Raw genomic sequence first — 15,349 nt, 5'->3', positions numbered from 1 at the left:
GCTTGCCACCCGGGCCGGATCCTGGATGCGCTGGGGCAGCAGGGAAGCCGGGATGATGGCCAGCGCCAGCATGAGCAGCAGGATCAGCGCCGCTCGCATGGTGGTCAGCTGCCGCCACGCCCACCGCAGCAGCCCCACGAACCCGATGTCGGCCGGTGCTGCCTTCGTCGGCGGGGTCGCTCCGGGCGCGCCGGATCCGCTGGTGGAGTCGGACTGCTGCGTCGATGTTGCCGCCCGTTCCTGATGCAACGGCTTCATGGTCACGGTCTCGCTTCGCCCACCGCTGCTTTTTAGGTGAGTTGCAGGTCGGTGATGCAGGTGGCGCCTTCGTCGGTGGTGGTGAAGTCCGAGGCGCCTGTCCGGCCGTCGTAGCTGATCTCAATGGTGCCGTCGATGTCGCTGGGCACCCAGAAGCCGACGAACCCGTTGTCGAAGGTGGCCACCTGCTCGTCGACCACGACGTCCCCAGTAGTGCTGTCGGTGATTTCGACGTCGACGGTTGCGTTGCTGAGCTCACCCTGGCAAGTGGTCAGGCTGTGATAGAAGCAGTCATGTGTCTGCTCGACGTAGGGGGCGATCGACACGTATGACAGGTTCTGCGGCAGGTCCAGGACCACTTCCTGCCTGTTGTCGGTCAGCACCAGCTCATCGGGATAGACAGATGCGATCAGGTCTGCTGGCCTGTCGGCTGTCTCGAGCTGGTCCAGATGATCGATGATCTCGACGGCATCCATGTCGTCGAGGTCGTAAGTGGCAAGGAACTCAGCCTGCGAGTCGGTGCTTGGTGATGGTTCGGCGTCTGCTGCCGGCGCGCATCCTGCCAGCACCAGCGAGAGTGTCGCTGCAGCGATCGCTACTCGTTTCACGTTCATCTCCTTGTCGTTCGGGCCGGTGCCCGAGGGTCAGCATGCGCAGGAGTGACGACTGCCCACGCGTGGTCTCACTGAATGGTCGGGGGTGTGTCAGATGATGGTTTCGAATCCGCCGATCATGCCTTGCAGGCTGTTGACCCACTGGGTCCAGACGCCGCTGACGAGCAGCACGCCGATGATGATGAGCATCGCCCCGCCGATCCGGCTGATCAGCAGGTGGTGGTCTCTGGCCCACTGCAGCCTGCCGGTGCCCTTGACGATGAGCACGGCCACGACGATGAACGGCACTCCCAGTCCGAGGCAGTACATCAGCGTCAGCAGGGCACCGCGCCAGATGCCGTCGGTGCCGGTGACCCCGAAGCTGGTCGACAGCGCCAGCACCGCCGCGAGTGTGGGACCCATGCACGGGGCCCAACTGAACGCGAAGGTGGCACCCAGGGCGGGGGCGCCCCACAGCCCGGCCGGTGGACGCTTGGTGATGCGGGCGGTGCGCTGGAACATGCCGATCCCGCCCATGAACACGATGCCGGCGATGATGACGACCACGCCCATCACGCGGTTGAGGACATCGGCCCACTGGCTGAGCAAGACACCGGCGAGACTGAACGCCAGGCCCATCGACACGAAGACCACGGCGAAGCCGGCAATGAACAGGGAGACCCCGATGACCACCCGGCTGATCTTCCGGTCGGTCAAGGCGGCGGCACCCAACCCGGTGACGTAGCCGACGTAACCGGGGACCAGCGGCAGGACGCACGGGGAGAAGAACGACACCGCCCCGGCCAGGACGGCCACCGGGATCGCCAACAGCATCGGACCGGACAAGGCGGTCTGCGAAAAGGTCTCACCGATGGAGGCCAGCACCATCACGCCGACTCCTCCAGCACGTCACCAATCAACGCTTCGAGGGTCGACGCGTCCACAGCTCCCATCACCCGCGCCGCCGCCCTGCCCTGAGCGTCCAAGACGACGGTGGACGGGACCGCCTGCGCGGGCAGCACCGAACCGAGCGCAGCGACGCCGAGGCCGTCCTGATCCAGCATGGACGGAAACGTCAGATCAAACGTCCTGGCGAACGCGTCGGCGGCCGGTGCCTCATCGCGAACATTGATGCCCAAGAACTTCACGCCGTCTTCTTGGTACCGCTCGTAGTTGGCCTGCAACGCCGGTGCTTCCTTGCGGCACGGGGGGCAGGCGGCGTACCAGAGGTTGAGCACCACCGGGGCCCCACGCCAGTCGGCAAGGTCGAAGGCAGTGCCGTCGGTGTACTCGCCGGCCAACTCGATCGGCTCACCCCGCTCACCGATGGGCAGTTGGGTGATGACCCCGGCCCCGGAAATATAGCCCTGCTCATTGACCTCCGGCACCTGGTCGGCCAACTCGTCGGCATCGCTGCCGCACCCGGCCAGGCCAAGCGCGAGGAGGACGGTCAACGAGCCTGACCGGCGGATCATCGAACGACGCGACAGAGGTGAGAGCATCCTTCTTCTTCGACTCGCAGGAAAACGATTCCCTCCATTCTGGTCGAGCTGCCGATGGTGAAACGACCGGGATTCTTGAAGCTTTGATAAAGAATGCCGGTTCACGGCCTGGTGGCGGGGCAGTCGCGCAGTTCTCGGGCCACATACTTGAGACCGTCCGCCACGCCTGCCCCCTCTGGAGGTTCACTGCTGTGCTCACGGTCGTCAGGCGCGCTGTGGTCGCGCTCGTCGGGGGAGTTCTCATCGCAGCCGGCAGCGTGACCCCGGCTGTCGCACATCAGCAGTGGTTCGTTGCTGACCCTCAGGACTATCCGGTCGACGGTGCGGCGTTGCTGCGCCCGGGCGTCCTGCTTGGAGTCGTCGTGGCCGTCGTGGTCACTCTCCTGGGGCGGGCCGCCGCCTCGCGGCTGCCGGTGCCGGAACTGTCAGCGTTCAAACCGGCACGCCTCCTGGCGGTGCTGGCACCGTGGGCGCCGCGCATTCTGGCCTTGCATGTGGGTCTCAGCCTGATTGTCCTCTCCTTCTCCGGTGCGGTCCTCAGCCCCACCTTTCGAGCGCCGGACAGGTGGGAAGCCCTCCTGCTCGTGCCGCAGATCATCGTGGGCGTGATGCTGATCGCCGGGGTCTTCGTGCGCATTGCAGCCGTCGCGATCGTGCTTACCGCCACCGGCATCACCGTTGCCTCCGGATGGGAGTCGGTGGCCAGTACAGCGGTACTCGTGGGCAGCGCAGTGTTCCTCTTCGTCCTGCCCCCGCGCGCAACGGAAGGCTCCCGCGGTGCGCTCGATGCCCGGACGCTGTCCAGAGCAGGGCTGGCGCTCAGACTCGGGGCCGGAGTCTCGCTGATCGGCTTGGCCATCAGCGAAAAACTCGCTAACCCACACATGGCCCGGGCGATGCTCGAGCAGGTGCCAGCGCTTAACGTCCTGGCGCCCCTCGGCGTCACCCCGGAGAGCTTCGCACTGATCGCCGGCGGGGTCGAACTTGCCCTGGGCCTGCTGCTGATCTCCGGTGCCCTGCCGCAGCTCATCGCCCTCGTGACCGCCGTCCCCTTCACCGCGACCCTGGCCCTGTTCGGCACGGCCGAACTCATCGGGCACCTGCCCATGTACGGCGTCCTTCTCACCCTCCTCATCCTCGGCAGCCGAGCCGACTCCTCACGTGCCCTCTCCGGAAGCCCTGGCATCCCAAAACTAGGGGCGGCCAAGAAAGCCGTGACGTAGATCAGCGGCGGTCAGCAAGCGGCTGTGGATTCTTCAACGAATCTTCACACGGAAGCGCTTCACCCCCCGGAAGATCGTCGATACCGTCGAAAGTGCGCGCCGACGCTTGTTGTCCGCGCGCCGTCACCGATGAAAGCCCACGTATGGATGCCGATGGGCCGGAGTCATCTGCGGAAGACAGGGAAGCAGCGAGAATCATGCACCTCAAGCACCTCCCGGAACCACCCTGCGAGGATTCGCGGAGTGCCCGGCAACGACGGTGGTGGTGCGGGGGCGCCGACGTCCATCCGGCCGACGGGTGGAAGCTGATCTACGACCGCTTCGACCCGGCGCAGGAACAGACCCGGGAAGCGCTGTGCACGTTGGGCAACGGGTACTGGGCGACTCGGGGGGCGGCATTGGGCAGCGTCGCCGACGGGACGCATTATCCCGGGACCTACTTCGCCGGGGTGTACAACAGGCTGATGTCCGACCTGGGAGGCCGGGACAGCGAGGTCGAGCACCTGGTCAACATGCCCGATTGGACCTACGTGCGCATACAGCCGGTCGGCGGGACGTACCTGCGACCCTGCAGTCCCGAGATGATCAGCCACCGTCAGGTGCTCGACCTGCGCAGGGGAGTGCTTGAGCGCACCAATCGGTACCGGGATGACGAAGGCCGCATCACCCGCGTGAGTTCGCGCCAGCTGCATTCGGTGGTTGATCCGCGGGTGGCTGCACTCGAAATCACGGTAGAGGCAGAGAACTGGTCCGGAGAGCTGAGGATCGACTCCGCAGTGAACGGGGACGTCACCAACGCCAACGTCCTCGCCGATCGCGATCTTCCCAATGCGCATCTGACTGCCGGAGAGTCGCGGCAGCTCGATCAGGAGACGGTGCTTCACAGCACGACCACCAGTCAGTCCCTCGTCGGAGTCGCCTTGGCGGCGCGTACCCGGATCAGCCCTGCCAGGGCAGAAGCGGCTCGGTGCTATCAGCCGGGAACACGGACTGGACAGGAGATTCTCGTTCAGGTGCAAGCCGGGTCTGCGGTCCAACTCAGCAAGACCGTCGCTGTCGCCACCTCAAGGGACCGCGGGATTTCCACTCCCGCCCTGGATGCGGCCGGCAGGATCAGAAGAACTGCTGACTTCGACGAGCTCCTGGCGGACCACGAGGAGGCCTGGAACCAGTTATGGGCGCGCTTCGGTGTTGGCCTGCAGACCGGCGTGGCCCAGCAGCTGGCGCTGAACCTGCACATCTTCCACGTCCTGCAGACCGTCGCGGCGGCGGATCCTGATCTGGATGCCGGACTGCCCGCACGAGGGTTGCACGGCGAAGGATACCGGGGCCATATTTTCTGGGACGAGCTGTTCGTCTTCCCGATGCTCACATTGCGTCGGCCCGAGCTGACCCGGGCTTTCCTGCTGTATCGGCACAGGCGCCTCGCCGCGGCCCGTGCGGCTGCCCGCGAAGCCGGACTCGACGGTGCCCTGTTTCCATGGCAGTCAGGCAGCGACGGGAGGGAGGAGACTCCTCCTGCCCTGTTCAACGTCAGGAACGGGCAGTGGATGCCGGACAACTCCCACCGACAGCTGCATGTGGGGCTGGGGGTGGCCTACAGCGCCTGGCAGTACTACCAGTCCACAGCTGATGTGGGTTTTCTCGCAGACTACGGCGCTGAGATGATCGTGGAAGTCGCGCGCCTATTCAGCAGCGTCTCGATCCATGACCCCCGCGATGATCGTTTCGACATCACCGGCGTGATGGGACCGGACGAGTTTCACGACGGTTATCCCGGCGCGCCCGGTGAGGGGCTTCGCAATAATGCGTATACCAACGTGCTTGCCGCCTGGGTCCTGGCCCGAGCGCAGGATGTCGTGGCCCTGCTGGCCGGGCACGACTGCGGCGACCTCTGGACCCGTTTGCGCCTGACCGATGGAGAGACGCGGCGCTGGGACAGGATCAGCCGCCGATTGAGGGTGCCGTGGCTGACCGACGGCATCATCAGCCAGTTCGAAGGCTATGAAGCGCTGGAAGAGTTCGACTGGGAGCACTATCGCGCCCGGCATGCCAACATCGGCCGCCTGGACCTCATCCTGCAAGCCGAAGGTGACACGACGAACCGGTACAAGCTTTCGAAGCAAGCCGATGTCCTCATGCTGTTCTATCTGTTTTCCGCCGAAGAACTCCGTGGGGTCCTCGAGCGCCTGGGGTACGGTCTGCCTGCCGACGCGATCCCACGCACAGTCCGCTACTACCTCGACCGCACCAGCCACGGGTCGACCCTGAGCCGCGTCGTCCACGCCTGGGTTCTTGCACGAACTGATCGGAAGCACTCATGGTCGATGCTCGAACAGGCTCTCCAAGCCGACCTCGCCGACACTCAAGGCGGAACGACGCGTGAAGGCGTTCACATCGGTGCTATGGCCGGCACCGCCGATATGATTCTGCGCTGCTACGGCGGCGTGGAGACTCGCGCCGATATCTTGTGGTTGCACCCGGTGCTTCCCGACGGGCTGGATGCCGNCGGTGCGGATCTGTGCCGAGGGCATCGAGAGGACACTCGGGCCTGGCGACGTCTGGAAAGTCGACCTTGCTGGAAGCCTGATCGCCGGAGAGACGCCACCGCGACCGCCGTTATCACATCCCCACGATCTCCCCTAGGAAGAAGCCATGAGCCAGGACAGCCACAGTACACACCTCCCCACCGCAGGAGACAGCCGAGCGCTGCGCATCTCCGGGTGGCTGACGGGAGTGTATTTCGTCATCGAATTGGTCATCGGGCTGTGGTCCGGATCGGTCGCGGTGATCTCCGATGCCTTCCACACGTTTTCGGCTGTCGGCGGGGTGCTGATCGCGCTGGTCGCCCAGCGTCTGAGCCAACGCCCCGCCACTGCGAAGGAGACTTTCGGGTGGGCCCGTGCGGAGATCATCGGGGCGCTGTTCAACGGACTCTTCCTCACCCTGATGGCCGCCTACGTGTTCTACATGGGAGCCATGCGGCTGGCCGATCCGATCGAGCTGCCCACCACGGTGATGCTCTGGGTGGCCGCCGGTGGCATTGTCACCGAGCTCATCGCATTCTGGCTGCTCTACCAACGTCAGAAGACGAACCTGAACATCAAGGGCGCGTTCTGGCACATCCTGCAGACCTTTGTCGGCAGCCTCATCATCATCATCTCCGCGGTGGTCATCCGACTGACCGGCTTCCTCGCGATCGACCCGCTGCTGGGCATGGTCTTCGGCGTGGTGCTGCTGTGGGCATCGTGGACCATCATCCGGTCGGCCCTGAGGATCCTGCTCCAGGGCACCCCCGAACACCTCGACCTGCCGGCGGCGATCGCAGCCCTGGAGGAGATCGACGGAGTTGAGGACGTCCACCACGTGCACGCCTGGACCATCACCTCAGGGCGCACCGTCTTCTCCGCGCACCTGCACGTGGCCAACCCGGCCCAGCATGAGGCCGTGCTGGAACAGGCGACCGATTTGCTCACCGACCGGTTCGACGTCTACTTCTCCACGCTGCAGATCGAGCGCACCTGCCCGGCCGAGGCCGCCACGAGCATCGACATCACCAGACCCCCCGAGCGCGGGACAGACCCGGGCATTTGAAGGTTTGACGAAGATTCCGGCCGCAGCGGGCGCTGAGGGCTGTGTGCCGCCAGCACTGGGGACAGACTGGGTACATGCGGGCTGAACGAACCGACCACCACTCTGGCGGACGCATCGTCGTTGCCGAGGATGAAAAGCCTCTGGCGCAGATGGTGGCGACCTATCTGAGTCGAGACGGCTTCCACGTTGAGCAGGCACACACCGGAGTCCAGGCGCTCGACAGCGTCAGGGCCGAGGAGCCTGACGTGCTGATCCTCGACCTCGGACTGCCCGGGCTCGACGGAATCGAGGTCTGCCGCCGCGTGCGGGCGATGTCGGAGTGCTACGTGCTGATCCTGACCGCCCGGGGCGGGGAGAACGACAAGCTGATGGGGCTTGCCGCCGGTGCGGATGACTACATCACCAAGCCCTTCAGCGTCCGGGAACTGGTCGCCCGAGTCCACGCCGTGCTCAGGCGTCCCCGCACCGGAAACCCACCCCAGGATTCCGTCCGCGTCGTCGGTGATCTCACCATCGACCTCGCCGGCCACGAGGTCCGGCGGGCTGACGCGGTGCTTCCCCTGACGCGCACCGAGTTCGACCTGCTGGTCGCCTTGTCTGCAGCACCCCACCGCGCGCTCTCCCGCCGGCAGCTCATCGACGCCGTCTGGGACACGTCGTGGGTCGGCGATGAACGGATCGTCGATGTCCACATCGGCCACCTGCGGCGCAAGCTCGGCGAGGAGCCCGACGGTGGCGGCCTCATCGAGACCGTCCGCGGCGTCGGCTATCGAATGGTGCTCCGATGAGGCTGCGCAACTCCGGCTTGGCCGCCCGCCTGTTCGCCACGCAGCTGATCGTGGTGGCGGCAAGCCTGCTCGGCGCGGTGGCAGTCGCCACCGTGGCCGGGCCCCCGCTGTTCCACGAACACCTGGAAATGGCCGGCATCCCGGGGGGATCCTCGGAACTGTTCCATGTCGAGCAGGCCTACCGCGACGCGAACCTGATCACTCTGGCAGTGGCCCTGGGCACCGGTCTGGCCTGCGCGCTCCTGGCCAGCTTCCTGCTCTCCCGCACGATCCGCACCCCGCTGGAACAGCTCACCGCTGCGGCAGCCGAAGTTGCCCATGGCAACTATGAGGTGCGCGTTCCGGTGCTCGGGGCCGGCGTCGAGCTCGATTCCCTGGCCCGGGCGTTCAACATGATGGCCGACCAGCTGACCCGCACCGAGGAGACGCGGCAGCGCATTCTGTCCGACCTCGCCCACGAGATGAGCACACCGGTCTCGGTCATCTCCGTCTACCTCGAGGGGCTGCAGGACGAGGTCGTGGAGTGGAATCCCACCACCCACGCCGTGATGGCCGAACAGCTGGCACGCCTGACACGCCTTGTCGAAGACATCGACGACGTGTCCCGCGCCGAGGAAGGCCGCATCGACCTCGACCCGACCCCCGTGCCCGTCGCTGAGCTGCTCGAAACTTGCGCTGCCACCGTCGAGGAGAACTATGCGGCCAAGGGAGTGACGCTCACCACCGCAGCCGACCTCGATGCCGACATTGTGATCGCCGACCGGCAACGGTTGGCACAAGTCCTCGACAACCTCCTATCGAACGCCCTGCGCCACACCCCACCGAAGGGAACCGTCTCCCTCACCGCCACCGGCACCAGCGACACCGTGCTCATCCGCGTCACCGACACCGGCGACGGCATGACCGCCGACCAGCTCACCCACGTCTTCGAACGCTTCTACCGCGGCGACACCGCCCGCGACCGCGACCACGGCGGCTCCGGCATCGGCCTGACGATCTCCCATGCCCTCATCGCAGCTCACGGCGGCACCCTCACCGCCTCCTCCGCCGGCCCCGGACACGGCTCGGGGTTCACCATCGAACTGCCCCGCACCCCTGGAAAGGCCTACCCGTGAGAACAAACACCTTTACTCACATACCCCATGGGGGTATAGTCGGGTTGTTGGAGGCTCTCTCCACCTCTCCGAGCCCACTAGTCAGGAGCACATCATGACCGCATCCTCCCGCCAGCTGCCCCTCGCATCGGCAGGATGTGCCTGCTGCGCACCAGCCGACACCGCCACTACAAACGCAACCGGCAGCAGTGCTGAGCCGGTCTCCACGGTCACGCTCGCAGTGGAGGGGCTGACCTGCCAGGGCTGCGCCTCGCGGGTAACCAACGTCGTGCAAACACTGGATGCGAACGCCCAGGTGGACGTCACGCTGGTGCCCCACGGCCAGTCCACTGTCACGGTGAACAGCAGCGCACCGGTGGACTCTGCGGCGCTGCAATCGGCGCTTTCCGCGGCCGGTTACCCCGCAGCAGAAGCCTGATCGGCTACCCATCCCCGACTGTGAAGGACAACGATGAGCAATCCGGAGCACCACCACCAGCACCACGACGATCACCTCGACGCGGGCAGCCACGGACAGGCGATGCCGCAGGGACACGGGCACTCAGCCCTCGATGAACGCCCGGCACCGGCCCACGGTGGTCATGCCGGGCACGACCATGACGAGCATGCAGGCCACGGGGAGCACGCCGGGCACAGTGTTGCGATGTTCCGGAACCGGTTCTGGGTCAGCCTGATCCTGTCGGTGCCGGTCGTCATCTTCAGCCACATGGTCGCCGACCTGCTCGGCTACCAGGTGCCCGAGTTCTTCGGCTCGGCCTGGATCGCCCCGGTGCTGGGCACCGTCATCTACGTCTACGGCGGCATGCCCTTTCTCAAGGGCGGGCTCAATGAGCTGAAATCACGGCAGCCGGGGATGATGCTGCTGATCGCGATGGCCATCACGGTGGCCTTCGTCGCCTCCTGGGCCACCAGCTTGGGCATCGGCGACTTCATGCTCGACTTCTGGTGGGAGCTGGCGCTGCTGGTCACCATCATGCTGTTGGGGCACTGGCTGGAGATGCGCGCCCTCGGTGCGGCATCCGGTGCGCTCGACGCGCTGGCCGAGCTGTTGCCCGACGAGGCGGAGAAGGTCACCGAGTCCGGGATCGTCACCGTCCCGATCGCTGAACTGCGGACGGGTGACACGGTGCTGGTCCGGTCCGGGGCCCGGGTGCCTGCCGACGGCCGCATCATCGACGGGCACGCCGAGTTCGATGAGTCCATGATCACTGGTGAGTCCAAACCCGTCCTGCGTGAGCTCGGTGACAAGATCGTGGCCGGCACCGTCGCCACGGACAACGCGGTGCGTCTGACCGTGGAAGCCACTGGCGGCGAGACTGCCCTGGCCGGCATTCAGCGGATGGTCGCCGACGCGCAGGCATCGTCGTCGCGGGCGCAGGCGCTGGCCGATCGTGCCGCAGCGCTGCTGTTCTGGTTCGCGTTGGGGGCCGGCATCATCACTGCACTCGTCTGGACGCTGCTGGGCGCGCCGGACCAGGCCGTCATCCGCACCGTCACAGTGCTGATCATCGCCTGCCCGCACGCACTCGGACTGGCGATTCCGCTGGTGATCTCTATCTCGACTGAGAAGGCCGCCCGGTCAGGCTTGCTCATCAAGGACCGGCTCGCGCTGGAGCGGATGCGCTCGATCGATATCGTGCTCTTCGACAAGACCGGCACTCTCACGCAGGGCGCGCACGCGGTCACCGGGACCGCGCATGTGTCAGGAATCAGCGCAGGCCGCGTGTTGGCGCTGGCTGCCGCCGCCGAGGCCAACAGCGAACACCCGGTGGCACGGGCGATCACCGCAGCGGCAGCCGAAAACGCGGAAGCGGCCGCGGCGCGCCTGCAGGCCAGCGAGTTCACCGCAGCCGCCGGTCGCGGGGTCCGTGCCATTGTCGAGGGTTCCGAGATCACCGTGGGCGGTCCCAACATGCTGCGCGACTACGGGCTGGAATCCCCGACCGAGATCGCAGCCGACGTCGAGGAATGGACCCAGCGCGGCGCCAGCGTCCTGCACATCGTCCAGGACCGGACGATAATCGGGGCGGTCGCCCTGGAGGACCAGGTACGGCCGGAGTCCCGAGCCGCAGTCCACGCCTTGCAGGAACGCGGTGTGAAGGTCGCGCTCATCACCGGCGACGCGCAGCAGGTCGCCGACGCCGTGGGACGAGACCTCGGTATCGATGAGGTGTTCGCCGAGGTGCTCCCGCAGGACAAGGACTCCGCCGTCATCGATCTGCAGAACAGGGGACTGTCGGTGGCGATGGTCGGCGACGGCGTCAACGACGCCCCCGCCCTTGCCCGGGCCGACGTCGGCATCGCGATCGGGGCCGGCACCGACGTGGCGATGGAATCGGCCGGCGTCGTGCTGGCCAGCGACGACCCGCGAGCAGTGCTGTCGATGATCGATCTGTCGCGGGCCAGCTACCGCAAGATGATCCAGAACCTGGTCTGGGCGACCGGCTACAACGTTATCGCCGTTCCGCTGGCCGCCGGAGTCCTGGCCCCCATCGGGTTCGTGCTCTCCCCGGCCGTCGGCGCGATCCTGATGTCCCTGTCGACCATTATCGTCGCGCTCAACGCCCAGCTGCTGCGCCGCACCGAACTCGACCCGGCATGGCTGGCACCGACCCCCGCCGAGACGTCCCGACCGGAAACCGTCCACCACCAAGGAAAGGTCACATCATGAAGCGCACCCCACTGGCAGTTGCGGCAGCCGTCGCCGGCACGCTGATCCTCTCGGCATGCGCCGGGAACGCCGACCCCGCCGGCACAGGGGCAGATCCCGCCCCTGAGACCTCGGTCGCCACCGACACCGCCGGCTCCGGTGAGGAGATCTCCGAGGAGCACAACGACGCTGACGTGATGTTCGCGCAGATGATGATCCCGCACCATCAGCAGGCCGTGGAGATGAGCGAGACCCTGTTGGCCAAGGATGACATCCCGCAGAACGTCGCCGACTTCGCCCAAGGCGTGATCGATGCGCAGGGGCCTGAGATCGACCGGATGAACGCCATGCTCGAAGCCTGGGGCCAGGAACCCATGGGCACGGGTGACATGGGTGACATGGGCGGTCACGGCGGCATGAGCGGGATGATGAGCGAGGACGACATGCAGCAGCTCGAAGACGCCACCGGCACGGAGGCCGCGAAGCTGTACCTGGAACAGATGACCAGACACCACGAGGGTGCCGTCGAAATGGCCGAACAGCAGGTCGCCGACGGGCAGAACCCACAGGCGAAAGCCCTGGCCGAGCAGGTCATCGAAGACCAGGAAGCAGAGATCCAGGAGATGAAGACGATGCTCGACGAACTCTGACCACCCGGCGACGAGCCGACCGGGGTCACGCCAGCGCACCACCTCGAAAGGAATGAGCATGGACACCAAGATCAAAGTCGCGGTGAACGGGTACGGGGTCATCGGCAAACGCGTCGCCGACGCCGTCCGGGCCCAACACGACATGGCACTCATCGGCGTCAGCGACATCACCGCCGATTACCGGGTCGCGGCCGCCGCCGCGCGTGACATCCCCGTCTTCGCCTCCACCTCTGAGGCCCATCAGGAGATGCGCGCCTCCGGGCATGCCGTGGCGGGTGAGCTGCCTGACCTGCTCGATCAGGTTGATGTCGTCGTGGACTGCACCCCGGCCAAAGTCGGGGCCGGAAACCTCGACCTCTACCGGGCGCATGGAGTGAAGTCCGTGTTTCAGGGCGGGGAGAAGCACGATCTCACGGGACATTCCTTCGTGGCTCACGCCAACTACAGCTCCGCCCGCGGCCGCGACACCACCCGGGTCGTCTCGTGCAATACCACCGCGACCGTGCGCACCCTCACCGCGCTGAAGAACGTCGGGCTGCTGTCGAAGGCACGCGGAGTGCTCATCCGACGCGCCACCGACCCCTGGGAGTCCGACCACTCCGGGATCATGAACACGATCGTCCCCGAGGGGCGCATTCCCAGCCACCAGGGACCCGACGCCCAGACGGTGGTCCCTGACCTCGACGTCGTCACCATGGCGGCGAAAGGGGCCCATACCCAGAACCACCTGCACTACTGGACGATCGAGCTCACCCGTCCCGTCGAGAAGGCCGAGGTCCTCGAGGCGTTCCGGGCGGTGCCCAGGATCGCCTTCGTCCGGCGCTCCGATGGCATCGTGGCGGTCAACAGCACCGCCGAGTTGATGCAGGACCTCGGCAGGCCCCGCGGGGACATGTACGAAGTCGCAGTCTGGGAAGACATCCTCACCGTGGACGGCACCGAACTGTTCTGCACGTATACGGTCGACAACCAGGCCATCGTGACCCCGGAGAACATCGACGCCATCCGCGCCCTGGCCGGGTCAGTCGAGGACGGTGAAGAATCCATTCACCGCACCGACACAGCGCTGAAGGTGCGCCGCGATTTCGTGAAATCACTAGCGCACAACTGAGCACCAGGACCGACAGAAGAAGGCGATGGCTGCCCGGAGATGACGTCCTCCGGGCAGCCATCGCCATGTCTACCCCGAGCAGGTGCGTCAGGTGCGTGAGGCAGCCACGATCGACGCAATCGCTCCATCCAGGGCAGCGTCGAATTCTGCATCACTCTGGCCGGCGGTCAGCCCTTCCGTCAGGGCGCGGGAGAAACTGGCGATCATCCCCGGGTTGCGGGCCAGGCGGGTGTTGGCTTCCGCGCGGGAATAGCCGCCCGACAGCGCCAACACCCGCACCACCCGCGGATGGTCCACGAACTCACGGTAGTGATCATCACGCTCCGGCAGGGTCAGTTTGAGGATGACCGGCTGATCCTCGCCGAGCCCGTCGAGCTCTTCCCGGATGGCAGTGCGCAACTGGTTCTCGGCCCCGGCCTTGTCGGGGGAGTGGATGTCGACCTCGGGCTCCACGATGGGCACCAACCCGAACCGCAGGATCTGCCGCGCGATGGTGAACTGCTGGGCGACGACGGCATCTAGCCCACCTCCGGGCGCCTTGATGACCGAGCGCATCTTCGTGCCGAACATGCGCCTGCCCACCGCGCGGGTCAGCAGGGCGTCCAGCTCGGGGATGGGCTTCATGACCTGGGCACCGTGGGTCTGCGCTGCCAGTCCCTTGTCGATCTTGAGGAACGGCACGATTCCCTTCACCTCCCACAGGTACTCACCCGTCGGACGCCCGTCGATCTCCCGGTCCATCGTGTCTTCGAACAGGATCGAGCCCAGGATGCGCTCACCGTCGAACGCCGGACTGGTGATGATACGGGCGCGCATCCGGTGCACCAGATCGAACATCTCCGCCGGGCTGGAATAGGAATCCTCGCTGATCCCGTAGAGCCTCAGCGCCTGCGGCGTGCTGCCCCCGCTCTGATCCAACGCCGCGATGAAACCCGCACCGCCCCTGATTCTTTCCAATTTCTCTGAATCCATCTGAGAACCTTCTGTTTCGACGAGTCCTGACCAACGGTAGGCCGTTCCCAGACCTCTGAGCGCAAGCTTGGATCTGCCACTCCCAGGATAGATTTCCTGTCGTCACCTCACCTGCGACCGTGATGCCGCTGATGTCGAGTCATGTCAACGGCGGGCTTCGCCTCCCGTTAGGGAAAGCGTAGATGGCCGACGGTAAGGACTGGATCCTCTGCGCCTTGAAGATCCATCAAAGAATTTCATGGGCCGTACTCTGTCGTGTCGTCAGGCCACAGGCATCACTGGTCAGTTCCGAACATCAGGCCCGCGGCCGGACCGACTACAACTTGAGTGCACTCCTCTTGGGAGGCGAGCAGTGCCCCGTGCTGTTTGATACTTAGGGCGTGGGCGAGGCCGTTCGAGATTGTGGCACCAACGTCGACGAGCCCGGGCTCACAGGCTCGAATGGGTTTTCGTTGTGCTCGCTACGTGGATTTCCACGAGGTTGGCCCTCGCGGGGGCAGAGATATAAACCATGGATTAACCCAGCGTCGGACCAGCATCACGATGGCCTGACTCGCGGAGAACGCTCACTGCTTTACCCGAGTGTCGCGACGAGTACGGCTTTGATGGTGTGGAGCCGGTTTTCGGCTTGGTCGAAGACGATGCTCTGTGGCGACTCGAACACTTCGTCGGTCACCTCCAGTCCGTCATCCATGCCGGTCTGCTCCATGATCTCCCGGCCAAGCTTCGTCTTCTTGTCATGGAATGCTGGCAGGCAGTGGAGGAACTTGGCCTGTGGGTTCCCTGTCTTCTCTATTGCTGCACGGTTGACGGGACTGCCGCACCGATAGGTGACATCTGATCTGGCTTGCCCACTGGGCGGCCTGGAAGGATGTGTACCATGCCCGCTCCCT

The 15,349-nt window shown here is 65.7% G+C and carries 12 protein-coding genes and 3 pseudogenes; 9 read left to right on the top strand and 6 right to left on the bottom strand.

Going from position 1 to position 15,349, the window contains the following annotated elements:
- The 4 genes and pseudogenes from IEW13_RS16925 to IEW13_RS16910 all read right to left on the bottom strand — a co-directional run.
- Positions 1 to 258, bottom strand: a pseudogene (locus IEW13_RS16925) (hypothetical protein); the annotation flags it as partial.
- 32 nt (positions 259 to 290) lie between these two features.
- Positions 291 to 872 (bottom strand): CueP family metal-binding protein, encoded by a 582-nt coding sequence (locus tag IEW13_RS16920; RefSeq protein WP_373283603.1) that lies wholly within the window; start codon positions 870 to 872, stop codon positions 291 to 293.
- A gap of 90 nt (positions 873 to 962) precedes the next feature.
- Entirely contained in the window at positions 963 to 1,739 is a 777-nt protein-coding gene (locus tag IEW13_RS16915) for a cytochrome c biogenesis CcdA family protein (protein ID WP_272905699.1), read from the bottom strand.
- On the bottom strand, positions 1,739 to 2,353 hold the full coding sequence (locus tag IEW13_RS16910; RefSeq protein WP_229745274.1) for a TlpA family protein disulfide reductase: 615 nt from the start codon (positions 2,351 to 2,353) through the stop codon (positions 1,739 to 1,741). The genes IEW13_RS16915 and IEW13_RS16910 overlap by 1 nt, the downstream gene beginning before the upstream one ends.
- Positions 2,354 to 2,544: 191 nt before the next feature.
- Between IEW13_RS16910 and IEW13_RS16905 the strand changes: the two genes are divergently transcribed.
- The 9 genes and pseudogenes from IEW13_RS16905 to IEW13_RS16865 all read left to right on the top strand — a co-directional run bounded on the left by IEW13_RS16905 (position 2,545) and on the right by IEW13_RS16865 (position 13,484).
- The gene (locus tag IEW13_RS16905; protein ID WP_188552086.1) at positions 2,545 to 3,576 is read left to right on the top strand and encodes a hypothetical protein; all 1,032 of its coding nucleotides are present in this window, start codon (positions 2,545 to 2,547) and stop codon (positions 3,574 to 3,576) included.
- Positions 3,577 to 3,719: 143 nt separating this feature from the next.
- Positions 3,720 to 5,933: pseudogene (locus IEW13_RS16900) on the top strand (glycoside hydrolase family 65 protein); the annotation flags it as partial.
- Positions 5,934 to 6,231: 298 nt separating this feature from the next.
- Positions 6,232 to 7,170, top strand: coding sequence for a cation diffusion facilitator family transporter (locus IEW13_RS16895; RefSeq protein ID WP_188552085.1), 939 nt, complete (start codon positions 6,232 to 6,234; stop codon positions 7,168 to 7,170).
- 74 nt (positions 7,171 to 7,244) lie between these two features.
- The gene (locus IEW13_RS16890; protein ID WP_188552084.1) at positions 7,245 to 7,958 is read left to right on the top strand and encodes a response regulator; all 714 of its coding nucleotides are present in this window, start codon (positions 7,245 to 7,247) and stop codon (positions 7,956 to 7,958) included.
- Positions 7,955 to 9,073, top strand: coding sequence for a sensor histidine kinase (locus IEW13_RS16885; RefSeq protein WP_188552083.1), 1,119 nt, complete (start codon positions 7,955 to 7,957; stop codon positions 9,071 to 9,073). The genes IEW13_RS16890 and IEW13_RS16885 overlap by 4 nt, the downstream gene beginning before the upstream one ends.
- A 94-nt stretch (positions 9,074 to 9,167) precedes the next feature.
- Positions 9,168 to 9,491 carry a heavy-metal-associated domain-containing protein gene (locus IEW13_RS16880; RefSeq protein ID WP_094450695.1) on the top strand — a complete coding sequence of 108 codons (324 nt, stop codon included), beginning with the start codon at positions 9,168 to 9,170 and terminating at the stop codon, positions 9,489 to 9,491.
- A 33-nt stretch (positions 9,492 to 9,524) separates the two neighbouring features.
- Complete coding sequence (locus IEW13_RS16875; RefSeq protein ID WP_188552082.1) at positions 9,525 to 11,744, top strand: copper-translocating P-type ATPase; 2,220 nt, start codon at positions 9,525 to 9,527, stop codon at positions 11,742 to 11,744.
- Positions 11,741 to 12,373 (top strand): DUF305 domain-containing protein, encoded by a 633-nt coding sequence (locus IEW13_RS16870; RefSeq protein WP_188552081.1) that lies wholly within the window; start codon positions 11,741 to 11,743, stop codon positions 12,371 to 12,373. The genes IEW13_RS16875 and IEW13_RS16870 overlap by 4 nt, the downstream gene beginning before the upstream one ends.
- Before the next feature lie 58 nt (positions 12,374 to 12,431).
- Entirely contained in the window at positions 12,432 to 13,484 is a 1,053-nt protein-coding gene (locus tag IEW13_RS16865) for a type II glyceraldehyde-3-phosphate dehydrogenase (protein WP_188552080.1), read from the top strand.
- A gap of 87 nt (positions 13,485 to 13,571) precedes the next feature.
- Here IEW13_RS16865 and IEW13_RS16860 read toward each other — a convergent pair whose 3' ends face one another.
- On the bottom strand, positions 13,572 to 14,456 hold the full coding sequence (locus IEW13_RS16860; RefSeq protein ID WP_188552079.1) for a fructose bisphosphate aldolase: 885 nt from the start codon (positions 14,454 to 14,456) through the stop codon (positions 13,572 to 13,574).
- 574 nt (positions 14,457 to 15,030) lie between these two features.
- Positions 15,031 to 15,349, bottom strand: a pseudogene (locus IEW13_RS16855) (hypothetical protein); the annotation flags it as partial.

This window comes from Sediminivirga luteola (assembly GCF_014639315.1).
Lineage (GTDB): Bacteria > Actinomycetota > Actinomycetes > Actinomycetales > Brevibacteriaceae > Sediminivirga > Sediminivirga luteola.
The sequence above is the reverse complement of the archived record's forward strand: the minus strand, read 5'-3'. Positions and strand labels throughout refer to the sequence as shown.

Coding starts and splice junctions, on each gene's coding strand:
- IEW13_RS16920 (WP_373283603.1), bottom strand. CDS start 872: ATGAACGTGAAACGAGTAGCGATCGCTGCAGCGACACTCTCGCTGGTG.
- IEW13_RS16915 (WP_272905699.1), bottom strand. CDS start 1,739: ATGGTGCTGGCCTCCATCGGTGAGACCTTTTCGCAGACCGCCTTGTCC.
- IEW13_RS16910 (WP_229745274.1), bottom strand. CDS start 2,353: ATGCTCTCACCTCTGTCGCGTCGTTCGATGATCCGCCGGTCAGGCTCG.
- IEW13_RS16895 (WP_188552085.1), top strand. CDS start 6,232: ATGAGCCAGGACAGCCACAGTACACACCTCCCCACCGCAGGAGACAGC.
- IEW13_RS16890 (WP_188552084.1), top strand. CDS start 7,245: ATGCGGGCTGAACGAACCGACCACCACTCTGGCGGACGCATCGTCGTT.
- IEW13_RS16885 (WP_188552083.1), top strand. CDS start 7,955: ATGAGGCTGCGCAACTCCGGCTTGGCCGCCCGCCTGTTCGCCACGCAG.
- IEW13_RS16880 (WP_094450695.1), top strand. CDS start 9,168: ATGACCGCATCCTCCCGCCAGCTGCCCCTCGCATCGGCAGGATGTGCC.
- IEW13_RS16875 (WP_188552082.1), top strand. CDS start 9,525: ATGAGCAATCCGGAGCACCACCACCAGCACCACGACGATCACCTCGAC.
- IEW13_RS16870 (WP_188552081.1), top strand. CDS start 11,741: ATGAAGCGCACCCCACTGGCAGTTGCGGCAGCCGTCGCCGGCACGCTG.
- IEW13_RS16865 (WP_188552080.1), top strand. CDS start 12,432: ATGGACACCAAGATCAAAGTCGCGGTGAACGGGTACGGGGTCATCGGC.
- IEW13_RS16860 (WP_188552079.1), bottom strand. CDS start 14,456: ATGGATTCAGAGAAATTGGAAAGAATCAGGGGCGGTGCGGGTTTCATC.